Raw genomic sequence first — 22,676 nt, 5'->3', positions numbered from 1 at the left:
TACTACTTCGCTATTTTTTTAAGCTAAAAGTGTCAACACACCCTAATCGAACGAAAATTTTAAGGTCATCTTAATCCTTGATTTGGAGATGACCTTATTATTAAGAAGAAAATTATGCAAGTTTTCTAAACGATTCAAATTGATAAGTTGCAATTTGTTCATCCCAGAATTGTTGCCATAAATCACAATATTCTAAACAAATTTGTCGGATATAAGGATAGTCAGATTCTACACAGGCTTGAGCTAGAACAAACCAGAGATCATCTTCATGGTCATCGTCAGCAGCTTCAGCAGTTTCATCTTGTGAAACACCATGTACATAGTAGTAACCACTATCTACATTAAAGCCTACAGCTTTAGTTGCTTGACGCAAGGCAGGACTAAAAAGAATAACTTCTTCTTCTGCAACAGCCAATAACGCTGTTACGGCTTCATAACGATCGAAAGCATATTCAAGATAGTTCTTCACTTGTTGAGCAATAATCGAGGGCTGATAATTGTTGCGCTCTGCTTGTGTTAATTCGAAATCATCGAGTACATCTTCAAATAAAGGATAATGTGCATAATCAGGATTACCAGCATAGTATCCATTGATATCTAAGGCCGGACGATAGCCATACTCATCTAAGACATTGAGGTTGAGTAAGAAGCGGGCATACATCTTTGAACCTGATTTCAGGCGAGGTTCGAGTTGTTTGGTTTGGAATTGAGCCATCAATAAAGCATCTGTAAATACTTGCACTATGGCATGTCGGTATTCTAGATGAATATGCTTTAAGGTTTCTTTATCAATTGAGCCATCATTTAATAGCTGAATTGCAGGGTGTTTAGACACAGGATGTTGTGAAATCTCTTCGCGCAAAGTTTTGAGAAACTGTACGTTTTTACTCCATAAATCCTCAGAAATACTATTTTTCATTCCGTCTATAGCTTTCTGTCTTGGGTTATCAAAATCTTCAAATTTTTTTGGCATAGTCTTCTACTCAATGAATTAATATTATTGCTTTTTCCAATTATATATTGCCGATTTCTTTTGGTCGCTTATAAATATATCTTTTAGTTCAACCAAAAATCTTTTTATTGGATTAATAAAATATAAGACGATTTTTTTTTGAAAGCAATTGATTCTCGTTTTTGAAAATTAAGAGATGTACTTAAATAGCTAATTTGTTATTGTAAAAAAGTGATTTAATGCACACAATAATGACTGTTTTATTTATAAGAAAAATTTTTTTACAAATTATCTTGTGTATTCCTACTTTTTTGCTTAACTTAATCATGAGTTGTTTAAGAAAAGTTTCCATATTTTCGATAATGCTCTTAAAATAATATGAATAAGCATAGTAGCCAGAATTATCCAGCATTTACTATGTCTAAATAATACATTAAGTTTTTTGATAAAATTCTAAAGGATAATAAAATGTCAAAAAAAGAAGATATTATTACAACGGCACTGAATTTATTTAACCGTCATAACTATAGTTCTATAGGAATTGATCGAATTATCAGTGAGTCAGGCGTCGCTAAGATGACTTTCTACAAGTATTTCCCATCTAAAGAGAGTCTAATCGAAGAGTGTTTATCTAGAAGAAATAAAAGCATTCAGCAAGCGATTGAGCAACAATTAAATCAGATTGATGAGGGTGATTATTTAGGAAAAATTAAAGCAGTATATTTTTGGCATGTGTCATGGTTTAACTCGGATGATTTCCATGGTTGTATGTTTCAAAAGGCTTCATTGGAAATTTTACAACAATACCCATCTATTATTGGTCCAATTGTCGACTATAGAAATTGGTTAATGAATTTAGTTGAAGATCTATTTGAAAAGGCAAAAGTATTTCAACCTCATGTGTTAACTACGATGTATATCAATATTCTTGATGGGATGACGACACTTGCAAAGGTAAATCAAGATCATGTTCAAATTGAAGAGTGTTGGTATTATATTGAGCGATTAATTTCTTTAGAAGCTGCTTAATAAATAGTTTTATTGCTCTAAATAATATTATTAAAGATCACTAAATAAGCTATTAATAAGATTTAATAATAAAAAAGCCGAGGATATCTTTCTCGGCTTTTTTATTAATGCATAGGTATTATTTTTCTACGAAAGCACGTTCGATTACATAATCACCCATTACACCCATACGTGGTGATTCAACGAGACCATGTTCATCTAAAAGTGCAGCTACATCTTTCAAGAAAGCAGGGCTACCACATAACATTGCACGGTCAGTTTCACGATTGAAACGTGGTAAACCAATTTTTTCAAATAATTGACCTGTTTCAATAGCAGTAGTCACACGACCTTGTGTATGGAATGGTTCACGCGTAACTGTAGGGTAGTATACGAGTTTATCTTTAATTCCTAACTCTTCGAAAAACTCATGATTTGGAAGCTCATTAAGAATCAAATCTTGATATGCAAGTTCAGAAATATAACGTGTACCGTGTACAACGATCACTTTCTCAAACTTTTCATAAGTTTCAGGATCACGAATAAGTGAAAGGAAAGGTGCTAAACCAGTACCAGAAGATAAAAGGTATAAATTTTTACCAGGCAATAGATCATCATGTACTAAAGTACCTGTTGGTTTTTTTGAAATAAGGATTTCGTCACCAACCTGAACTTTTTGTAAAATAGAAGTTAAAGGACCATCAGGTACTTTAATCGAGAAGAATTCTAATTCTTCTTCATAATTCGCACTCGCAATCGAATAAGCACGCATTAAAGGCTTACCATTCACTTCAAGTCCGATCATTACAAACTGACCATTTTTAAAACGTAAGCTTGTGTCGCGTGTAGTTTTAAAACTGAAAAGCGTGTCATTCCAGTGGTGAACATGAGTAATGCGTTCAACGTTAAAAGCAGCCATTAAAGGTCTCGATCACAGTTAAAAGAAACAGATTGCTATTCTAATCTAAAATCATTCTCTATAAACTGAATATATTTAATTGTCTTTATAAGAAAAAGTGATGAATCCCGTTGTTACAATTCCGATCATTGGTTATATGCATTCACCTTATTGTGAAAAATTTGGCATTCCACGACAACCAAATTTAGTTCAGGTGGAGTCATATATCGAAATGATCGAGCCTTATAACGATATATTGGCTTTTGAAGGGATAGATGAATTTAGTCATTTATGGCTACTTTGGCAGTTCCATGACAATAAGCATCAAGCAAAAAACACTGATGCTGGACATAAATTTCGAGCACAAGTTCGACCACCTAGATTAGGTGGTAATCAAAAAATTGGTGTTTTTGCCACAAGAAGTATGTACAGACCATCTCCGATTGGACTATCTGTAGTGCAATTCTTGCGTATTGAAAAGTTATCAGATCGTGTTCGAATTTATGTTACAGGTGCTGATTTGCTAGATGGTACGCCGATTGTAGACATTAAACCTTATATTCAATATTCGGATTCTATTGCAAATGCATTAAGTGGATATGCTCAAGAAGAGCCTCAGCGTAAGCAAGTTATTTGGAGTGAGATGGCATTGCATCAACGACAACAATTTATCCAAAAAGACCAAATACCTATTCGCATATTTAATGAAATGGAGCAAGTATTGGCTTTAGACCCAAGACCTGCATATCATGAGGATGCTGAACGGATTTATAAAATGAAGTTTTCCCAATTCGATGTAAATTTCAAAGTCATAGCGAATACCATCGAAATTGTGAAACTTTAATGTCAGCTTTGGCTATTCTATTTATCAACGGGATACCCAAACTAAAATAACTAAAATAGCCATATGAAGAATCTGTGCTGGAACGAATGCAAATGCATATTTATAACCGCCTGTAAGTCCAGCATTAATACTTTTTGACATCGCGTGGGCACATAGACCAACCATTAAAGCAATTAGCAATGGTGTTGCCTGAGCCGTATTTGGATCGCCTTGGACAACTATTGCGGCAATTGCCGCATGAATTTCAAATAAAGAGGCGATGAATGTTCCAATAATAAGTCCGCTATTACCTAACCATAAATTTAAGCCATAAACGGCTGCTTGTATGGTGGATAATGCTACTGTAATGACAATCGCATTTTTAAAACTAAACATTCGACTTTCATCAGTTTTTTGACTTAGCTCATTTTTAGTAGATTTACGCAACAGATAAATAGACCATGCAAATAGTAATAAGGTCGAAATTAAACTGGGTATTAAAAGCAGCTCTAACCATGCCATGCTGATACTAGCGACGATAATCAGCATTTGAACTAAAGTTGCAACGCATGACATCAGCGCAGCACCTGCATTGATTTTAGGGTCGGCATGATTATTACGAACTTCCATACCTAAGTTTGCGACAGTTGCAGTACTTGATACAAAGCCTGAAGCTAAGGAGGAAAAAACGATCGCATTTCTAGAAGATAACAAGCGTTTGGCAAAATGAGCTAACGCTTGAACCAACAAAATCAAGCTGAGTAACTTGAGAATCGTATAAGGATTTAAAACGGGTCCCCAATACGCTTTATCAGGTGCTAAAGGTAATCCAATAAGAATAAGTGCCAATAATAAAACACCATCCCTTAATTCTGTCTCGCTAATCCATTGATTAGCCAATCCATGTAATGTTTCTTTGGCAAAGAGCAGTATGGTCAAAGTGACAGCAAGACCTGCCGCTAAATTGATATTCCAAATACATACTGCACCTATAAAATAAGTCATGATAAAGGCAAGTTCTGTTGTAACCCCTGGATCATCTTGTTGATTACGTAGCGATGCGATACTAATGGCACCGACTAGAATTGCCCCCGTGATTCCAATTTCTAAGTTAAATAAAAAACACAACGTACCTAAAAGTGAGGTGATTGCAAAAGTTCGAAAACCTGCAAATGTTTTAGTTTTATGTCTACTTTTACTGCGTTCACGTTCTAAACCAATCAATAATCCACAGCCCAAAGACACTGCAAAAATCATCATAAGTTGGCTGAATGATGTATTTTGTATCGAATAATTCATGAGTTCAGCCATAGTTTATCTCTGTTGTTATATGTTCATCATGCAGCATTGATATGGAAGGATGAAACATTTCAAATATTTAATCGTTTCTAAAACTTATATCACAATTTTACAAAGTTTATAGTCAAATTATTGAACTTATGTCTATGTTTTCAAGGCGTATTTACTGAGTTGGAATCTACAAAATGATCTGACAGATTCTGCTGGTTCTCTGTTATATTATAGAAATTAGTTGGGGTATAACAATGACGTTTAACTTTGAAATCGATATTTTTTGGTGTTTAGAACAATTACAAAAAGACGGAAGAATTAATGAGCGTGATAAATTATTGGTACAAACTACACATCGCCAAAAAGAACAATTGAAATGGCATCCTCTTCAATGGATAGCAAACTTTAATTTAAAAGACCAGCTAAATGCTGGGCAAACCTTAACACTAAATCGCTTATGTCTATGGTTGGCTGAAAAGTCTCAAGTTCCTTTGTTTGTTATTGATCCATTAAAAGCTGACGTAGCAGTTTTAACTGGGGTTATGTCGCAGGAGTTTGCTGTACGGAACCATATTCTTGCTGTTGAAGTACATGCAGATCGTATTCTGATCGGTACAGATCAACCATTTTCTTTGGAGTGGAAAAATAATTTAGAGAGGAGCCTCAGCCCTAAAAAAGTTGAACCCGTTCTCCTCAATCCTGAACAGCTTCGTCGCTATTTGGTTGAGTATTATCAAGTCAGTCGAGCTGTAAATTCCTCTCAAAACTCTAGTCCTTTCGATCGAGATAATAAGGGTGTTGAAGCTCTATTACAGCTTGGTGATACCCAAAATCCTGATGCTAATGATCAGCACATTGTTAAATTGGTGGATTGGGTGTTGCAATTTGCTTTCGAGCAAGGTGCAAGCGATATCCATCTAGAACCTCGCAAGGAAAAGGGTAAGGTGCGTTTTCGTATCGATGGTGTATTACATACAATTTATAATATGCCTGCAAATACTCTCACAGCAGTGATTTCACGGATTAAAATTCTTGGTCGAATGAATGTCGCTGAAAAACGTAAACCACAAGATGGTCGTTTGAAAACACGAACACCTAAAGGACAAGAAACAGAGTTACGTTTATCAACTTTGCCTACAGCATTTGGTGAAAAGTTGGTAATGCGTATTTTTGATCCGGAAGTGTTGGTTAGAAGTTTTCAACAACTGGGATTCGAAGGACATTTATTACATAGTTGGCAGCAATTAACGCAACATAGTCATGGGATTATTTTAGTAACAGGTCCAACAGGCTCTGGTAAAACCACAACTCTATATTCCTCATTGAAGCAGTTAGCTACTGAACAAGTGAATGTATGTACGATTGAAGATCCAATCGAAATGTTGGAGCCAAGTTTTAACCAAATGCAGGTTAATCCAACGATTGAATTGGGATTCGCAGATGGTGTACGAGCTTTGATGCGTCAAGACCCCGATATCATCATGGTGGGTGAGATTCGTGATCACGATACTGCAAATATGGCAATTCAAGCCGCACTCACAGGACATTTGGTACTCTCAACTTTACATACCAATGATGCACCTTCAAGTTTAACTCGTCTGCATGATTTGGGTGTTCAACCATTTTTAACAGCTGCTACCATTCTTGGTGTGTTGGCACAACGGTTGGTCCGTCGTTTATGTCCACAATGTAAACAAGAAACCTCAATGAATGAACAAGAGTGGGAACACCTGACTTTTGATTACATTATGGAAATGCCTGAAACGATGTATAAGGCGGTTGGATGTGAAACCTGTCGTCATACAGGTTATAAAGGTCGTGTAGGAATTTATGAGTTTATGCCAGTGAGTCTCGAACTCAAATCTTTGATTAGTGCACATGGAACTTTGAATGATTTAAAAGTACAGGCAAAAAAAGAGGGTGTTGAACCTTTGAGAATTGCAGGTGCACGTAAAGTGATTGAAGGCGTAACGACTTTGGAAGAAGTTCTACGTGTCGTACCATTGAGTTAAGCATCATAGAAATCTTAAGATTCACCTCATCTAGCTTTGTTTAAATAGCTTTATCAAAAGTGAATACATAAACAAGGGTTAATAGATGAATATGTTCTCTAAAATTGCTGTAATTTCAGGCTTAGTTGCTACAACAACATTTGCTGTAGCGAATACAGGTGCAGTTAATCAACAGGCTTTAGCACCAACACAAACGACATCAGTTAAACAAGCTTTGACACTTAAAGATGATTCACCTGTTATGCTTAAAGGTTATATTGTGAAAGCAACCGGTGATGAAAAATACCAGTTTAGTGACCAAACAGGTTCTATGACTGTCGATATTGATGATGATTTATGGAAAGGTAAACCAGTATCTGCTAAAACTCCTGTGACTTTGATCGGTGAGATTGATATCGATTATAAGCCGATGAAACGCGTTGAAGTTGATGTCGATCAAGTACAGTTTTAACTGATTGAATTAAACAAGCCATATGAGAAATCATGTGGCTTTTTGCTAGTTTGATCTTTTCAAGGCATCATAGATTGTAGTCATTCATTATGAGAACCTTATAATGCGAATTTTATTAGCAGAAGATGATGCTTCTCAGGCTGAAAGTATTAAAGACTGGCTGGAAATGGATGGTTATAGTGTTGATTGGGTTGAACGAGGCGACCACGCTATCTTGGCAGTAAAACAGCATCACTATGATTGTATTTTGCTGGACAGAGGTTTACCTAATGCATCAGGTGATGACATTCTGAAGCGTATTTGTGAACAACATTTGTTGATTCCAGTGATTTTTATCACTGCAAAGGATCATATTCATGATCGTGTGGCGGGATTAGATTTAGGAGCAAACGACTATTTAGTTAAGCCTTTTAACTTAGAGGAACTTTCTGCAAGAATCCGCGCACAACTAAGACAATCTCAGAAGCAGACAGGAGCATATCTTTGTTTTGCTGATTTAAAACTCGATCTTAATGCGAAGACCGTTTTGAAAGCAGGTGAAACGGTAAATTTAACTGCTAAAGAGTTTCAAATTTTATATAAGTTAATGCAAAATCCAAATCATATTGTCACCCGTGAGCAACTCGAAGAATCATTATATGCTTGGGGAGAGGAGATTGAGAGTAATGCGATAGAGGTCTTCATATATCAAATTCGAAAAAAAATTGGTAGCCAACTAATCAAAACTATTCGTGGTTTAGGTTATAGAATGAACTTGGGTTGAACCAATGAAAACCGTCTCATTGCAAAATCAATTAATTAAGACCTCCTTAATCAGCTCAGTCATGGTAGGCAGCTTAGCGCTACTCATATTTGTAGTTGTCTCTGTTTATCAAACCATGCATGTGCAAGATGAAATCATGGATGAGATATCAGATATGCTGCTTCTTTCTGATCTAACCACCAGCTCAGGGAAGCAAATTGATGAGTTAAGTGAACAATTTGATATTCAATACAGATTGAAAAATTCACAACTTGTTTTAACACAATCAGAAGGTTTTCCATTAGATCAAGAACCTCACATTTTTCCTAATGATCATCAGTACGGATTCTTTTGGCAGAATCATCAATTGTGGCGGAGTTATGTTGCGAAAGATCATCAAGCAAATATGAATGTATTGGTGATACAACCGTTAGAGGAAAGATTTGAAGAATTATTGCACAGTTTCGCAGCTTACATCTTGATTTTACTTATGGTGTGGTCATTACAATGGATGATCTTATATTTTTTAATTAAGCGACAGTTCAAAGCAGTACATAAACTTTCTAAGCAAATTTCAGCAAAAAATGCAGAAGACTTAAGTTCCATTAAGTTTGCTGAATTTGAGGTGAAGGAATTACAACCAATCCTAGCTCAATTGAATTATTTGCTTAAACGTTTAGATAATTCATTAAAAGCAGAACAACGCTTTACTGCTGATGCTTCCCATGAGCTAAGATCACCGCTCTCTGCGATTCAGTTGCGCCTACAATTATTACAACGAAAATATCCAGAACGTGCGAAAGAGCTAGATAGCATACAATTAGATGTCTCTCGTGGAATTCAAACACTGGAAAATTTACTTTTACTCGCGCGTTTAGATCCTGAACATCCAGAACATTTGCCAAAGACATATTTTGATTTAAATGAGATGGTGAAACTTCTTTTATCTGACTTTTCAACTGTGATCGAAACAAAAAATTTGGAAATTGTTTATAAAAATATCTTAATTGATAAGAAGTTAGATATTTTTGCTAATGAACAATTAATTTATACCTGCCTGCGAAATATTTTAGATAATGCAATTCGATATTCAGAAGTGAATCATCTAATTCATATAAAACTCGATGATGATTCAGATTACATTAATTTAACAATCGAAAATCAAGGTGCTGGACTCGATACAGAAGTGTTAGAAGGTTTAGGTGAGCGATTCTTTAGGGTGTTGGGAACGAAAACACAAGGTTCAGGTTTAGGGTTATCAATTTGTAAAAAAATAATAGAACTTCATCGTGGTAGGATCACTTTTGCACAATCATCAATTGGTGGATTAAAGGTACAAATACAATTGCCTAAAACTATTTAACGAACAAAAAGAGCAGTACGCGCTGACATACTGCTATTCCCACGTTTATTGTTCTTATACGTTTATTCTTCTATTAATCTTATTTAGTTAAAATTAATCGATTGTTACGAGTAAGGCGTAGGCGATACTCTTCACCTGCATGCATGATACGAATTTCACGTCCTAAGGCAAACAAGTTGTTTGAATGTAACATTGGCAAAGATTGAGCTGAATCTGTACTGCGAGTAAAAAGATTAAAAGGTGCGTTCATTTGTTATGCTCCGTGGTGTGTTTTTTAATGTTTTAAATGATAATCATTATCGAATAGGCCTGTCAATGCAAATTTCATTATTTTACAAAATGATCAAATTATTTATTCTTTGACATGTGAATTGGGTTACAAACTCATTAGAATGAATTTTAAAATATCAAGGATTTTAGATGGTTATGGCAAAAGCTACTGTTGATGTTGCAATCGCAATTCTATTACATAAATCTAAAGTGCTAGTTGGATGGCGACAAGCAAACCAACATCAAGGTAATAAGCATGAATTTCCTGGCGGGAAAATTGAGGAAGGTGAAATACCTGAGCAAGCTTGCCGCAGAGAGGTCTATGAGGAGGTAGGAATCGGATTAAAGGAGTGGCATCAGTTCGATGTTATTCGACATGAATATGAAGATATTATTGTTACTTTACATCTATTCCATGCGTATGTTCCTGATGAGCTTTTAAATTTAATCCATCAACCATGGTCTTGGTTTAGTAGAGATCAACTCGCGGACTTAAACTTTCCAAAAGCAAATTCAACGATTATAGAGCGATTGATCTGGTCTCACTTGATCAAAATTAGTGATCAAGTTGATGAATTACCGAAAACTAATTCACAAATGTATTTACGTATAGAAAGTAAAGACATTGAAAGACTTCAACAGCAATTAATTAAATTGTCTGAACAGCAATTATTGAAGCTGATTGTTAATGTGGATGTTTGGCAACAATTAAATACAGTGTTGCAAGAAAAAATTAAGACAGTCCACCTTAAACAATCTCAGTTAATGCAACTGAAAAAGGGTGATTTGGTTGTAGCTAAACGTTATATCGCAGCTTGCCATGATGCTGTTTCAGTACAACATGCGCATCAGATTGGTTGTGATGCGATTTTTTTAAGCCCTGTAAATCCTACAGCAACTCATCCAAATAGCAAAGTACTTGGTTGGGATGGATTTGCAGCATTAGCTCAAAATAGTGATATTCCAGTTTTTGCTCTAGGAGGCGTTGCGCCAGCAGATTTAGAACAAGCCCAAAAACACAATGCTTATGGGCTTGCTGGAATACGACAATTCAGTTCAATTTAACCAATTAAAGAGCTTGAATTGCTCGACGTGCTTCTTGAGCTTTGACAGGATGATTTCGTGCTTCGCTGGCTTTAAGTACGATCATCCAGAGTTGTTTTTTCATTGAGTTGCTTTGTGCATAACTTAACCCACGACGTGCTAAAGCTTCAGCATTTGCATACTGTTTGCGTTGATCTGCAATTAAGGCTAGATAAAGGTAAGTTTCAGACGCTTGAGGTGCAATACGCTGAGCCTGCAAAGCATATCGTTCAGCTTCAGCGAGTTGCTTCTGTTTATATGCCGCTTGAGTCTTCTGCATTAATGTTCTAAATGCAGGTAACTGACTCCCGTCATTAAATTTCTGCTGTACTTTTTGTTGTGGGACAACAACCTCCACATTTTTACGTTTTATTTCTTTTTGCTCATAAGGTGTAATTTTTACACCCGAAGAAGGTGGTGTAACCTTCTTCTTTTGAGTTGTGGTGGTTGATGGCTGATTCGTCGGTTTTGAAGTGCTCTTTTCAGGTGTTAGGGTACAGCCACCCATAACTAGCATAGCAGTAAGTACTGTTACTTTTTTCATCATTTCAAATCATTCCTTTGAGTTTAATTCTCGCCGTAGTAGCTACCGCTAGAAATAATTCTTGTAGAAGAGTGATTTGATAAATCATTGTCCATTTCTGTTTCACTTTCTCGAATGTAGTTACTAATACCATCGCTTTCATTGCCTTGATTGTCTTCAGTCGATGGGTTGTAAGTCGGTTCAACTTCATAGTGCGATAAACCACAAGTAGTAGCTCGACGGGGAACTGTTTGGCGAAGCAAAGGAATATACATTGCACCATCACAACCTTGAGCAGATAAATCACCGCTAGCACTATCAATCCATTGCCATTGAACATTATCTGTTTGACGTAAATTCACGGGTTCTTGGCGAAGTTGCTTCATGACATTCGTCCAAACAGGTAAAGCGCCTGATGAACCTGTTAAACCTGTTATTTTATTGTCGTCTAAACCCAACCAAACTACCGCAACATGATTACCAGAATATCCTGCGAACCAAGAGTCACGCGTATCATTTGTTGTGCCTGACTTACCAGCTAAATTTAGAGACTGAGGTAAACTGCTATATGCTGAACGACCTGTACCTGAACGCATTACTTGTTGTAAACCATAATTCAAAATATATGCCGCAGCAGGGTCAATCGTTTGTTGTACGTTTAGACCATATCGTTCTAATAAACGACCTTTAGCATCAACAACAGTGCGTATTGTGCGAGGTGGATATTTGAAACCACCAGTAGCGAAGTTTCCATAAATACTTAATACCTCCATCGGTGACATATTGACTGCACCTAGATAGATTGAAGGATAAGCTGGAATGTCTGAAGTTACTCCAAATTGCTTTAATTTATTACTAAAGGTTGATAAGCCAAACTCATTGGCAAGACGTACTGTAGATAAGTTGTATGAATTTGCTAATGCCTGTTGCATTGGTACTACGCCATGTTCGCCACCACTATAGTTTTTAGGCGTCCAACTTTTATCTCCATCAATAGGGATATTGACAGCAGTATCTTCAATAGGGGTAGCCCATGTGTAGCGACCAGATTCTATTGCATTCAAATAGATAATTGGTTTGAGTAATGAACCAACCTGACGTTTAGCATCAAGTGCGCGGTTAAATCCAGTAAAATCTTGAGTAGAACCAACAGCTGCGATTAACTCACCATTTTCAGGATGGGCAACAAGAACAGCACCTTGAAGGTTCTTTAAACGAGAAGGGTTGCTACCTGCTAAGCGTTCTACAGAGCTTTTAAAAGCACTTTGAACTTGAGTTTGAGCTATTGGATCAAGTGTCGTAAAGATTTTTAAGCCTTGATTGGTAATATCACTTTCTTGATATTCTGTGCGTAGTTGGCGACGAACAATATCAAGAAAATCTGGGAATTTAGCAGGTCCTAAAGTTGGTTTACTGACAACATTTAAAGGACGTGCAATTTCATCATGATATTCAGCTTCTGTTAAATAGCCCATGACCAACATGTTATTCAATACGATGTCACGACGTTTTTTAGCTGATTCTGGATTGCGCCAAGGATTGTATAATGATGGACCTTGAACCAAGCCTACTAGGAATGCTTGCTGAGAAATATTAAGTTCACGTAATGGTAAACCAAAATAAAATTGTGAAGCTAAACCGTAACCATTAATTGAGTAGTTGCCATTTTGTCCAAGATTAACTTCATTTAGATACGCTTCAAGAATTTCATCTTTGCTGTAATGAAGTTCAATCAATAAAGCCATTAACGCTTCATTTACTTTTCTTTTGAGCGTTTTTTCAGGAGAAAGGTAGAAGTTCTTGACCAATTGTTGTGTTAGTGTTGAACCACCTTGTCGTTTTCCGCCAGTTGCGTTACTCACTAAAGCACGAGCTGTACCACGAATCGAGACACCATGATGTTGATAAAAATTTCGATCCTCTGTTGAAATGAGTGCTTCAATCAACGGTTTTGGTACTTTATTTAATTTTATGAGTACGCGATCTTCATTATGTTGAGGGTAAATACCACCAATCAATAAAGGCTCTAAACGAGCAACACCCGTATTTGATGGTTTAGTTGATCTAATTTCACTCACTTGACCGTCGATAAATGCAACTTCAAGCACTTGCTCTGGTTCAGTTGTATCACCGTAATCAAAACCACGAGTGTGGACATACATTTGATTACCTTGAATAACATAGCTTCCAGATTTATCGTAATTAGAAGTGTTTTTATAGCCCAAGAGTTTTAACTCTTGAGTAAAATTCTCTTGAGTAATCGGCGCGTTCGCATAGATTTCTAAAGGACGAGCAAATACTTTGGCAGGAATATCCCAACGCTGCCCCTCAAACTTATTGCGGATAATATTATCTAAACGGATCAAATAGATACTAAAAGCAATAAATACACCGATCACTAAAATTGAAAAAATTAGTGCTAGAAAACCGATACCACGTTCACACTTCATAGATTTGCGATAAAACCAAAACAATGAGGGTAATGATGCGATAGCTTATAAGCAATTTGCAATCATAAAACTGTCAATAAATAGCAACATGAAATAAAAACTTTAAGAAAGTGTTGACATTATTCGTATAAAAAAACAACGAATATACATTTTTATACTTTTTAATCAATCATCAACGAAATTTGCACTGTTAATGATATGATAGGCAGGAATCGCGACGGAGCTGAATTATTCGTGCAAATTTCACATAAATCCTTTCGAAATATTGGTCTAATTGGGCGACCAGACAAGTATTCTGTTGTAGAAACGTTATGTTTAATCCATGATCATTTGATCACTTTAGGTTTAAACCCTGTATTCGACCAAGAAACTGCACAACTAGTTCCGTATAGTCATGGACAAACGGTTAGCCGAAATTTACTTGGTGAAGTTGTAGATCTTGTGATTGTTGTAGGAGGGGATGGTTCTTTACTCCATGCAGCACGTGCTTTAGTTCGTTACAACACACCAGTGATTGGGATTAACCGAGGTCGATTAGGATTTTTAACCGATATCAAACCTGCTGAAGCAATTTTTAAACTTGATCAAGTTTTGCAAGGACATTTTCAGTTAGATCGCCGTTTCTTATTAGAAATGGAGGTAAGAACTAACAATGAAACGATTTATGATGCAATTGCATTAAATGATGTAGTTTTGCACTCAGGAAAATCAGTTCATATGATTGATTTTGAGCTGAGCATCGATGGCCAGTATGTTTATCGTCAGCATAGTGATGGTTTAATTGTTTCAACTCCAACAGGATCAACAGCATATGCTTTATCTGGTGGTGGACCTATTTTACATCCAAGCATGGATGCGATCGCTTTAGTTCCGATGCACCCACATACGCTTTCATCAAGACCAATCGTCGTTGGTGGGCACAGTGAAGTTAAAATTACGATACGAGAAAATCGCGTATTACCAATGGTGAGTGCAGATGGACAACACAGTGTGGCATTAAATGTTGGCGACACAGTGCATATTCGTAAACATCCGTTTAAACTAAGCTTATTACATCCACCTGGTTATGATTTTTATATGGCTTGCCGTACTAAACTGGGTTGGAATCAAGATTTTGAATCTTTTCAACAGGATGAATCATGAATATTGAACAAATGCTCGCTATTTTAAATCCTGAAATCGTTGAGCGTCTTAAAACAGCTGTTGAAATTGGTAAATGGCCAAATGGTATTGCATTGACTAAAGAGCAGCGCGAGATTTGTATGCAAGCTGTATACGCTTGGGAAATGGAAAATTTACCTGAAGAACAGCGTAGCGGTTATATCGATCGTGGTACAAAAGAAGAAGGTGAGGAATGTGATGATGATCATCATAAGAATGAGCCTGAATTTAAACCGATTCGTTTCGTTTAAGAAAAATTGAATTAAAAATGCCCTAGATTGCTAGGGCTTTTTTATTGTTATTACTAGTTTAAAATTTAATTATCAGAATTTAGTCTGCTAAATTGTGGTTATAGATACCAAAAGACTTATTAGAAACTATATTTCCACAAAGAATAACGATAGCTATACAAATTAGACAAACCGTTCTGTTTTGTTTATGATCGCCGAAATTTGAGTGATTTTTAATAACAAGAGATGTTAGATCATATATTTCGTGTCTTAGAAAGCCTAGGTATAACTTCACAAAAACGTGCCTTACATATTCAATTTTCTAATCAATATTTAAATTCCCAAGTCTTTTTACAACGCATTGATGGTGAACATCGAATCAATGATGGGCTAATCGCTGAGCTACTATGCTTGTCAACTAATGTAATGATTCCATTAAAACAATTTATTGGTTGTCATGTTGCGATTGATCAGGTGACTGATGCAGGAAAATTATTTCGTACTACAGGGATAATTACCCAAGCACTTCAAGGGCAATCTGATGGAAGTCTCACACTCTATAAACTCACCCTAGAAGACCCAACTGCATTGTGGAAAAAACGCCGCAATAGCCGTGTATTTATGAATAAAACTGCGATTGATGTAGTGGAAATCTTATTTAAAGAATGGCAACAAAAAAGTCCTTTGTTTGCATCAACACTAGTGCTTGATCTCAATGGGTTAAATCAAGAATATGATGTCCGTCCGTTTGTTATGCAACACAATGAAACGGATTATGACTTTCTAACTCGGTTGTTACGTAGTGAAGGTATCAATTGGCTTGTTGATGAAGTAGAACTTATTGTTACAAATAACTTGAGCCCAATCCTAGCCCAAAAGTTACGATTAATTGATGATAATAGTCATTACCAAGCCTTAGAAAGAGGGTCAATTCGTTATCATCGTAGTAGTGCAACAGAACAATACGATAGTATGACCAGCCTTATCGCTGGACGTTCGCTACAACCGACAGCGGTACATATTCAACGCTGGCAAGCCGATGCTCTTGAACAAGAACAAGGTGCAGGTAGTGTCCAAAGTACACATCAACACAGTAATCAATATAATAATGCCAGCCTACAATTAGAAGATGCATGGCATTTCAGTCCTGCATGGATTCAAGATTTGAATGGTGAAGATGGAGCTACAACCTCAGGTAATTCACAAATAGAGAAATTCAACCAAAACTTAGGACAGTACCATAACCTAAAATCTAAATACTTTACGGCAAAGACGACTGTACGCGATACACAAATTGGATACTGGTTTGCATTAGTTGATCACCCTGAAATCGACCAACATATCAGTTCAGACAAAGAATTTCTAATTACAGGTAAAAACTTTTATAACCAAAACAATTTACCCAAAGAACTAAATCAACAAATCGAGCAATTACTTGAACAAAGTCATTGGAAAAGCTCTATTACTAAGATAAATACAGAAGAGCGGCAAGGAAATACACTGTCTTTACAACGACGAAGTATTAAAACTGTGCCCGAATATCATCCACTACAACATCGCCCAGCAGTATCACCACAACGTGCTCAAGTAGTAGGGCCGAGTGGAGATGAAATCCATGTTGATGAATGGGGACGTATAAAAGTTCGTTTTCTATTTACTAGACAAGAAGACCATAATCATGATGGTGGTGCTGGTGCCAATCATAATGACACCGATTCAGCATGGGTAGATGTACTAACCCCTTGGGCTGGTGAAGGTTATGGAGCTCGGTTCTTACCACGTATTGATGAAATCGTAGTTATTGATTTTTTTGATGGCAATATTGATCGCCCTTTTGTAGTGGGAAGAATCCACGAAGCACAACGCTATCCAACAAAATTTGATAATGCAGGTCAGTTACCTGATACCAAGAAATTATCAGGGATTAAATCCAAAGAATATCAAGGTGAAGGATTTAACCAACTACGTTTTGATGATACTACAGGACAGATCAGTGCTCAGTTACAAAGTAGTCACGGCATAAGTCAACTTAACCTAGGTAAGTTGAGTCATCCGAAAAATCAGGCAGAAAGTGAAGAACGTGGTGAAGGTTTTGAATTACGTACTGATCAATGGGGTGCGCTTAGAGCTGACGAGGGTCTGCTCATCACAACTCTTTCACAAGACCAAGCAGAAGGTGAACACCTTGATGCTCAATCAGCTAAACAACAATTTGAAGTTAATCAAAGTAATGCAAAAGCTTTAAGTGAAGTCGCAAAGAATCAACAAACCGATGAAATAGAATCAGTTGAACAATTGAAAGCGTTTGCTAGTCAGATTGAAGAAAAAATTGCCAAATTTAATAAAGCTTTATTGCTACTGAGCTCGCCTGCAGGAATTGGTTTGAGTAGCAGTGATGATATTCATTTATCTGCTGATGGACAGATTAATCAGTTTGCGGGTGATAGTATCAATTTGAGTACGCAGAGAAATTTGGTTGCGCATGTGAGTGGCAAGGTTAGTTTATTCGCTGCTCAGAATGGAATCAAACAAGTAGCTGCTAAAGGTAAGTTTGACATGCATGCTCAAGGCAATGGCATGGATTTACTTGCTAAGCAAGGTATCAAGATTATCTCTACTGAAGATCGAATTGAGATCACTAGTCCCAATGAGATTGTGATTACGGCGGGCGGTTCACAAATTAAAATTAACAGCTCCGGTATTTTTCCTGTTACTGGAGGCAAGTTTGAAGTTAAGGCAGGGCAACATTTGTTTATGGGGGGCAAATGCTCAGGCTGAAATTCCTTTAATACCGACCCTAGGTCAATATAATATCCAATTCGAACTACGTGATAAAGAAACGCAAGACTTAATGCCTTTCACTTCTTACATGTTAATGAACGATCAAGGGCATGTAAGCTATGGAAAAACAGATGCGAATGGTTTGACTCAGGCATTTGTCACCGATAAACAGGAGAATTATTATCTACATGCAATCAATGACAAAATAAAGAAATTGGATAACTAAGATGGCAAAGTATTCTCAACCTAAGTTCGCACAAGCTGTATTAAAGAATTTGCCAAAACATATTGCTTTGTCACGTTTGAAATATGTTATTACAGCAAAAACATCCGAAGCTAAATCTACCTATGTATCTAAACTGACACCTTTTAATAAGTTTATGAAAACCCATAAAATTGAGGTGAACTATGATACTGCGGTTGTTCAAGTTGATATTTTCTTAGATGATAAATGGTATCAGGGGGCAATTCTTCCACATTTAGCACAATCTGAAAGCGGAAAGTTTACCGAGATCAAGTTTAAATACCATCACTCGAAAAGTTCCCCGATAGAAGAAAATAAAATCCAAAAAGTTTATATAAAAGAAGGTATGGAAGTTGGTTGGTTATTGATTCGAGAAGATGAGACTGTCGATGCATTATTAAAACGTATCTATGCATACCATCCTACGGTAAAGGAATTTTCGATTTTTAAAAATAACAATGCCCATTTACCAGAATTATCAACTAATGGACCAATGACTGTGCTTAAACCGTGTCAGGTGGTCATTTTGTCGAATAAATATGGGAACGATCCTAAGTTGAGTGAATATAAGCAGTTAGCAAGTAGTGTTGAGAGCAAATTAAAACTTTTAAGAAAAATAGATAAATTTGATGCAAAGTTTTTAGCCCATAATTATGAGCTTTTATATGATTATTGGAACATGGCACAAGAAATGGTTTTGGCGAACGAAGTCCCCAAAGATAAAGTTGCTGAATTCAAAAAAGTATATTGTGATTCTGATAGAGAAAACACAACTTTGGAGAAAGTAGAAGACAAGGCAGGAGCAATCGTCGGTTATCGAGAGGAAAAAGATAGAGATTTGCGTACTTTAAAGGCAAATGAGGTAAAAGAACTCAAAGAAGAAGCTATTAAAAAGGCAAATAATATTGCAAAGAAAATTGATCAGGCCTATGTCTATGAGGAAAGTATTAGATCACCGTTAGCAAGAGCTGTAAATAGACAGAAGTTTAGAAAAAAATATATCAAGTTATTTAATGAGCTGGATGCTGTAGCAAAGAAAGACTTCCAAGCGGTGAAACAAGTAAATTATTCTCCAGCATTAAAGAGGTTTTTAAAAACTGATATTTTGTTAAGAGATGAAGCATTTAAAGATGGTCTTAAAGCATTTGACCAAAAAATATTAGATTTAGGAAAAATTAGTGCTGGTTTAAAAGATGCTAAACGTTTAGTCATCGGTTTAGGGGTAGCAGTTGGAGTTGTACAAGTTCTGGAAGCATATGCAACTGGTGAAAAAGAGCTTGCCAAAAAAGTGGCATATGTTGAAACAGCAAAATTTGCTGGAGGGATGGCTGGAGGGGCTTTAGGTGGATTTATTGCTGGTATAGTGGTTGGAACATCAGGGGGTGGTGCTATAGTAATTATTGCTATTGCTGCTTATTACGGTGGAAAACAAACTAGTGATTTAATTCAAGAGAAAGCATCAAGATATTTAGAGATTTGTAAATGATTAGTTTAGAAAATATACCAACCGAAGACGTTGTTTTCTTTAGTGTAATTGTTTTTGGAGGACTATATACCATTTTTTTCTATATTATGGTTGGATTCTTCATTAAGAAAAAGAAAGATAATTTTGCTGAAAAATTATTTGGGGATAAAACACACAATTTAAGTTTAGATTTTGAAAATAAATTTATTATATCCACTACATTTGGTCGTTTATATATTTTTTACTTATTCGAAGTGGTTTTGATGAGACGTAAATATATACATATTTTTAAGCAGAAAAAAAATTATATTTTCCCAAATTTGACAAATGAAATTTTTATGTTGGTAATAAATGAAAATAAATTTTTCCTAAATTTTATTTTGGTCTACTTTATTTTCTGTGTATCTTTTTTTGTGTATCTTTTTTTTGTTAATTGAAAAATAATTTTTATATCATTGGGGATGGAGCGTGACAAAAAGTTAACAAAAATTAATTAAAGTTCCAGAAAGAACAGTCTTTAGAAAAAGTCACTTAAGCCAATAATTCAATCATGTTGATGTATGCAATGAACGGTAAATGGGCTCAAGACCTGCCAACCCTAAACACTTTTCAGATTTTAAGAAAAAACATGCCTCACTTTATAGCCAGTTGGGTACAGCACTCAAGGATATGCATATTGTTGAGCCTCAGACTCAAATCCCTTTAATGAGAAAGTATATGAAAACGGATTCTCTTATTCGCTCTGATGCTGTAAGAGGTGGTTTGAAGCATTACGATAAAATGATTGTAGATTTGGGGAAAATCAGTGTTGGCTTAAGAATGGGTAAACAATTGGTTGTGGGTTTAGGCGCTTCAATATTTTTAAAAAAATACAATGGATGCCTACAACACGGGTAATATGGAGCTTACAAAGAAGGTAGCTGTGATAGAAGGTAGTAAGATTGCTGGTGGTATTATCGGAGGAACTGTTGGTAACTTTGGCGGAAAAGTTGTAGCAAGAGGGGTAATTTATATTATTGGTGTTGTGGCTGGGGCAGCTGGATATACAATTTCCTTACCTGTTTCCTTGACTATTACAGCTGTAGTTATTGGTGCAGGTGTGATTGGAGGGGTTAAATATGGTGCAGATTTGGCTGAAGATGAACTCAAAAAAAGGACAGGAGTATGCTAATGGAAAGTCAATTAGTTGATTTTCATGGTAGCATTTTAATTGGCTTACTTGTTATTGGGTTAATGTTACTATTATGTATATATATATATAATCTATTATTTATCAAAAAAAATAGTAAAGAACTTTCTGAAAAAATATATGGTATTGAAGAATATTTAGATGAGGTAGGTATCTCTTTTGAAAAAGTATTACAACTTAATTTTATATTCTCCACGATGTGGTTTTCATATTTTATATCATACAAACGTAATAAAAAGATGCCGTATTTTGCAAAACGTGGAGAAAAGAGTCCAAGGTTATATCCAAATCTGTATCAGGATAATGTTATTTATTTATGTGAAAAATTTAAAAAACAAATTATTATAAATGAGGTTTTATCTTTGTTAACGTTTATTTTTGGAATCGCATTTTTTTTCTATGAGTCTATTGCTGATTTTTTAATATATTTAGGTTTTTAATACTTCTAAAAATAAGTTGGAGATTTTAGCAAATATATGGCTAAAAAATCACAGGAATATGTAAATTGTACTAGCTTAAATTTAGCCTGACAGTCTTAAGCAAATATCGGTAACTGTCAGATCAGGTTTGAGCTAATACATTTCTATTTTATTTTATAATAAGTCTCATTTAACTCAAACGAGATTCCCAAAGTTCTTTCGCTTTAGCCATAGCTTCAACATAACTATTTACAGTACCCATCGTATATAAAGCAATTCCCATTGTTTCAATCACAGCCATTTCACCATATTCATGTGTTTGCTCACCCAACCAAACTGCTTTAAAGACTGCTAAATCAAGTTCTTCTTCAATAGGACTACGATCTGGTGTCAGTTTAGGTAGTTCATGCTCGTACAATTCACCGTTTTTAATCCCACAAATTAAAGTCTTGGCATCAGGATTACGCTCAAATTCACCACCTTCACCTTTTATCACAGCACTATTTTTATAACCTAATCGAAAAGCTGTTTGTTGATGTGATGATCTGTAAGCAGGATGGAAAATTGCCTGTAAAGTTGCCTTTGCATTAAATGGATTAATTAAACGTGCCAGTGTATGAATTGGTGAGCGAAGACCCATTACATTTCTGAGTGATATTAGATCACTTAAAATAGGTGATATTGCTTCAAGTGGTAAGTAAGCAAAATGATGTTGTTCAAGTTGCTGTTTTACCTCTTGTTGATTATGGCAAATTGGGTAGCCTAAATATTCTAATACCTGTTCAGTATAAACACGGTTAATTGTGTGACCTGATGCTCCATGCATTACAATTTTATAACCATGATGAGCCAATGTTAAAGCTGCAAGAATGAACCATGGATAATGCTTACGTTTTCCAGCATATGAAGACCAATCTAGATCAACATCTAAAGATTCAAAGTTGAGTTGATCTCGTGTTGCTTGAACAAAACCTGCAAGTTCATCAACAGATTCCTCTTTGACACGCAAAAGCATTAAAAATGCGCCAAGTTGAACATCTAGCACTTCATCTTTCAAAATCATGCTAAATGCTTGATATGCTTCTTCATAGCTTAAAGAGCGCGATCCTGTTTTACCTTTACCTAAAATACGAACATATTGAGCAAACGGATGTTCTGCGGTTTTATAAATATTTCGTTTGGTATTCATGATAATTCTGATGTGATCGATAACTAGAAAATAATATGACATAAAGTTGGCTATGTTGAGTAATAAACGCTGAGATAAATTCGGTTTAATTTGTTTTGGCGAAATATTAAACATTACAAGCGAAATTATTGAC

Annotated in this window: 21 protein-coding genes and 1 pseudogene; 15 read left to right on the top strand and 7 right to left on the bottom strand. The window is 35.8% G+C overall.

Going from position 1 to position 22,676, the window contains the following annotated elements; genetic code table 11:
• Window positions 1-112 precede the first annotated feature (112 nt).
• Window positions 113-973, bottom strand: a complete 861-nt coding sequence (locus R2H34_RS09990) for a hypothetical protein (RefSeq protein WP_004911677.1) — start codon at window positions 971-973, stop codon at window positions 113-115.
• Window positions 974-1,420: 447 nt separating this feature from the next.
• Between R2H34_RS09990 and R2H34_RS09985 the strand changes: the two genes are divergently transcribed.
• Entirely contained in the window at window positions 1,421-1,981 is a 561-nt protein-coding gene (locus tag R2H34_RS09985) for a TetR/AcrR family transcriptional regulator (RefSeq protein ID WP_004953978.1), read from the top strand.
• A 118-nt stretch (window positions 1,982-2,099) separates the two neighbouring features.
• Here the strand turns inward: R2H34_RS09985 and R2H34_RS09980 are convergent, their stop codons facing one another.
• Window positions 2,100-2,879, bottom strand: a complete 780-nt coding sequence (locus R2H34_RS09980; protein ID WP_004911671.1) for a ferredoxin--NADP reductase — start codon at window positions 2,877-2,879, stop codon at window positions 2,100-2,102.
• A 100-nt stretch (window positions 2,880-2,979) separates the two neighbouring features.
• Here R2H34_RS09980 and tsaA point away from each other — a divergent pair, with 100 nt between their 5' ends.
• Window positions 2,980-3,702, top strand: a complete 723-nt coding sequence (tsaA, locus tag R2H34_RS09975) for a tRNA (N6-threonylcarbamoyladenosine(37)-N6)-methyltransferase TrmO (RefSeq protein ID WP_042890955.1) — start codon at window positions 2,980-2,982, stop codon at window positions 3,700-3,702.
• Window positions 3,703-3,726: 24 nt separating this feature from the next.
• Here tsaA and R2H34_RS09970 read toward each other — a convergent pair whose 3' ends face one another.
• A complete protein-coding gene (locus tag R2H34_RS09970; RefSeq protein ID WP_042890956.1) occupies window positions 3,727-4,992 on the bottom strand; it encodes an MgtC/SapB family protein in 1,266 nt (421 codons plus the stop codon).
• A 233-nt stretch (window positions 4,993-5,225) separates the two neighbouring features.
• On the opposite strand from R2H34_RS09970, the gene R2H34_RS09965 reads away from it, so the two are divergent.
• The 4 genes from R2H34_RS09965 to R2H34_RS09950 all read left to right on the top strand — a co-directional run bounded on the left by R2H34_RS09965 (window position 5,226) and on the right by R2H34_RS09950 (window position 9,539).
• Entirely contained in the window at window positions 5,226-6,983 is a 1,758-nt protein-coding gene (locus tag R2H34_RS09965) for a GspE/PulE family protein (protein ID WP_004962328.1), read from the top strand.
• Window positions 6,984-7,068: 85 nt separating this feature from the next.
• Window positions 7,069-7,434 (top strand): NirD/YgiW/YdeI family stress tolerance protein, encoded by a 366-nt coding sequence (locus R2H34_RS09960; RefSeq protein WP_004953988.1) that lies wholly within the window; start codon window positions 7,069-7,071, stop codon window positions 7,432-7,434.
• 103 nt (window positions 7,435-7,537) lie between these two features.
• Window positions 7,538-8,197 (top strand): response regulator transcription factor, encoded by a 660-nt coding sequence (locus R2H34_RS09955; RefSeq protein WP_042890959.1) that lies wholly within the window; start codon window positions 7,538-7,540, stop codon window positions 8,195-8,197.
• A 4-nt stretch (window positions 8,198-8,201) separates the two neighbouring features.
• The gene (locus R2H34_RS09950) at window positions 8,202-9,539 is read left to right on the top strand and encodes a sensor histidine kinase (protein WP_087539659.1); all 1,338 of its coding nucleotides are present in this window, start codon (window positions 8,202-8,204) and stop codon (window positions 9,537-9,539) included.
• 79 nt (window positions 9,540-9,618) lie between these two features.
• Here the strand turns inward: R2H34_RS09950 and hemP are convergent, their stop codons facing one another.
• Window positions 9,619-9,789 (bottom strand): hemin uptake protein HemP, encoded by a 171-nt coding sequence (hemP, locus tag R2H34_RS09945; protein WP_004638676.1) that lies wholly within the window; start codon window positions 9,787-9,789, stop codon window positions 9,619-9,621.
• Window positions 9,790-9,965: 176 nt separating this feature from the next.
• Here hemP and R2H34_RS09940 point away from each other — a divergent pair, with 176 nt between their 5' ends.
• Complete coding sequence (locus tag R2H34_RS09940) at window positions 9,966-10,874, top strand: thiamine phosphate synthase (RefSeq protein WP_171488071.1); 909 nt, start codon at window positions 9,966-9,968, stop codon at window positions 10,872-10,874.
• 4 nt (window positions 10,875-10,878) lie between these two features.
• Here R2H34_RS09940 and R2H34_RS09935 read toward each other — a convergent pair whose 3' ends face one another.
• Together R2H34_RS09935 and mrcB are read right to left on the bottom strand one after the other, a co-directional pair.
• Entirely contained in the window at window positions 10,879-11,439 is a 561-nt protein-coding gene (locus R2H34_RS09935; protein ID WP_087539662.1) for a tetratricopeptide repeat protein, read from the bottom strand.
• A 20-nt stretch (window positions 11,440-11,459) separates the two neighbouring features.
• Window positions 11,460-13,865 carry a penicillin-binding protein 1B gene (gene mrcB / locus R2H34_RS09930; RefSeq protein WP_087539663.1) on the bottom strand — a complete coding sequence of 802 codons (2,406 nt, stop codon included), beginning with the start codon at window positions 13,863-13,865 and terminating at the stop codon, window positions 11,460-11,462.
• Between the two features lie 234 nt (window positions 13,866-14,099).
• Between mrcB and R2H34_RS09925 the strand changes: the two genes are divergently transcribed.
• The 8 genes and pseudogenes from R2H34_RS09925 (at window position 14,100) to R2H34_RS09890 (ending at window position 21,375) form a co-directional block, all read left to right on the top strand.
• The gene (locus R2H34_RS09925) at window positions 14,100-15,008 is read left to right on the top strand and encodes an NAD(+) kinase (protein WP_005402512.1); all 909 of its coding nucleotides are present in this window, start codon (window positions 14,100-14,102) and stop codon (window positions 15,006-15,008) included.
• Window positions 15,005-15,277 (top strand): YeaC family protein, encoded by a 273-nt coding sequence (locus tag R2H34_RS09920; RefSeq protein ID WP_004911635.1) that lies wholly within the window; start codon window positions 15,005-15,007, stop codon window positions 15,275-15,277. The genes R2H34_RS09925 and R2H34_RS09920 overlap by 4 nt, the downstream gene beginning before the upstream one ends.
• A gap of 225 nt (window positions 15,278-15,502) precedes the next feature.
• A pseudogene (locus tag R2H34_RS09915) lies at window positions 15,503-18,263 on the top strand (type VI secretion system Vgr family protein).
• 1 nt (window position 18,264) lies between these two features.
• Complete coding sequence (locus R2H34_RS09910; protein WP_052417813.1) at window positions 18,265-19,767, top strand: hypothetical protein; 1,503 nt, start codon at window positions 18,265-18,267, stop codon at window positions 19,765-19,767.
• A complete protein-coding gene (locus R2H34_RS09905; protein WP_042890968.1) occupies window positions 19,764-20,183 on the top strand; it encodes a hypothetical protein in 420 nt (139 codons plus the stop codon). Before R2H34_RS09910 ends, R2H34_RS09905 begins: the two co-directional genes overlap by 4 nt.
• 139 nt (window positions 20,184-20,322) lie before the next feature.
• Window positions 20,323-20,643 (top strand): hypothetical protein, encoded by a 321-nt coding sequence (locus R2H34_RS09900; RefSeq protein WP_227556706.1) that lies wholly within the window; start codon window positions 20,323-20,325, stop codon window positions 20,641-20,643.
• Between the two features lie 25 nt (window positions 20,644-20,668).
• Window positions 20,669-20,917 carry a hypothetical protein gene (locus tag R2H34_RS09895; RefSeq protein WP_227556704.1) on the top strand — a complete coding sequence of 83 codons (249 nt, stop codon included), beginning with the start codon at window positions 20,669-20,671 and terminating at the stop codon, window positions 20,915-20,917.
• Window positions 20,917-21,375: a hypothetical protein gene (locus R2H34_RS09890; RefSeq protein ID WP_042890970.1), complete on the top strand. Its 459-nt coding sequence runs from the start codon at window positions 20,917-20,919 to the stop codon at window positions 21,373-21,375. The genes R2H34_RS09895 and R2H34_RS09890 overlap by 1 nt, the downstream gene beginning before the upstream one ends.
• Window positions 21,376-21,544: 169 nt before the next feature.
• Here the strand turns inward: R2H34_RS09890 and R2H34_RS09885 are convergent, their stop codons facing one another.
• On the bottom strand, window positions 21,545-22,543 hold the full coding sequence (locus tag R2H34_RS09885; protein ID WP_042891048.1) for a glycosyl transferase family protein: 999 nt from the start codon (window positions 22,541-22,543) through the stop codon (window positions 21,545-21,547).
• Window positions 22,544-22,676: the final 133 nt, after the last annotated feature.

The sequence above is a fragment of the Acinetobacter sp. 16 genome (genome assembly GCF_033439925.1).
Classification (GTDB): domain Bacteria; phylum Pseudomonadota; class Gammaproteobacteria; order Pseudomonadales; family Moraxellaceae; genus Acinetobacter; species Acinetobacter junii.
Note: the sequence above shows the minus strand (reverse complement) of the source record. Positions and strands in the feature narration are given on the sequence as shown.

What these genes read in the sequence shown, in the direction of transcription:
- R2H34_RS09990 (WP_004911677.1), bottom strand. Translation starts at nt 973, where the DNA reads ATGCCAAAAAAATTTGAAGATTTTGATAACCCAAGACAGAAAGCTATA.
- R2H34_RS09985 (WP_004953978.1), top strand. Translation starts at nt 1,421, where the DNA reads ATGTCAAAAAAAGAAGATATTATTACAACGGCACTGAATTTATTTAAC.
- R2H34_RS09980 (WP_004911671.1), bottom strand. Translation starts at nt 2,879, where the DNA reads ATGGCTGCTTTTAACGTTGAACGCATTACTCATGTTCACCACTGGAAT.
- tsaA (WP_042890955.1), top strand. Translation starts at nt 2,980, where the DNA reads ATGAATCCCGTTGTTACAATTCCGATCATTGGTTATATGCATTCACCT.
- R2H34_RS09970 (WP_042890956.1), bottom strand. Translation starts at nt 4,992, where the DNA reads ATGGCTGAACTCATGAATTATTCGATACAAAATACATCATTCAGCCAA.
- R2H34_RS09965 (WP_004962328.1), top strand. Translation starts at nt 5,226, where the DNA reads ATGACGTTTAACTTTGAAATCGATATTTTTTGGTGTTTAGAACAATTA.
- R2H34_RS09960 (WP_004953988.1), top strand. Translation starts at nt 7,069, where the DNA reads ATGAATATGTTCTCTAAAATTGCTGTAATTTCAGGCTTAGTTGCTACA.
- R2H34_RS09955 (WP_042890959.1), top strand. Translation starts at nt 7,538, where the DNA reads ATGCGAATTTTATTAGCAGAAGATGATGCTTCTCAGGCTGAAAGTATT.
- R2H34_RS09950 (WP_087539659.1), top strand. Translation starts at nt 8,202, where the DNA reads ATGAAAACCGTCTCATTGCAAAATCAATTAATTAAGACCTCCTTAATC.
- hemP (WP_004638676.1), bottom strand. Translation starts at nt 9,789, where the DNA reads ATGAACGCACCTTTTAATCTTTTTACTCGCAGTACAGATTCAGCTCAA.
- R2H34_RS09940 (WP_171488071.1), top strand. Translation starts at nt 9,966, where the DNA reads ATGGCAAAAGCTACTGTTGATGTTGCAATCGCAATTCTATTACATAAA.
- R2H34_RS09935 (WP_087539662.1), bottom strand. Translation starts at nt 11,439, where the DNA reads ATGATGAAAAAAGTAACAGTACTTACTGCTATGCTAGTTATGGGTGGC.
- mrcB (WP_087539663.1), bottom strand. Translation starts at nt 13,865, where the DNA reads ATGAAGTGTGAACGTGGTATCGGTTTTCTAGCACTAATTTTTTCAATT.
- R2H34_RS09920 (WP_004911635.1), top strand. Translation starts at nt 15,005, where the DNA reads ATGAATATTGAACAAATGCTCGCTATTTTAAATCCTGAAATCGTTGAG.
- R2H34_RS09910 (WP_052417813.1), top strand. Translation starts at nt 18,265, where the DNA reads ATGGCAAAGTATTCTCAACCTAAGTTCGCACAAGCTGTATTAAAGAAT.
- R2H34_RS09905 (WP_042890968.1), top strand. Translation starts at nt 19,764, where the DNA reads ATGATTAGTTTAGAAAATATACCAACCGAAGACGTTGTTTTCTTTAGT.
- R2H34_RS09900 (WP_227556706.1), top strand. Translation starts at nt 20,323, where the DNA reads ATGGGCTCAAGACCTGCCAACCCTAAACACTTTTCAGATTTTAAGAAA.
- R2H34_RS09890 (WP_042890970.1), top strand. Translation starts at nt 20,917, where the DNA reads ATGGAAAGTCAATTAGTTGATTTTCATGGTAGCATTTTAATTGGCTTA.
- R2H34_RS09885 (WP_042891048.1), bottom strand. Translation starts at nt 22,543, where the DNA reads ATGAATACCAAACGAAATATTTATAAAACCGCAGAACATCCGTTTGCT.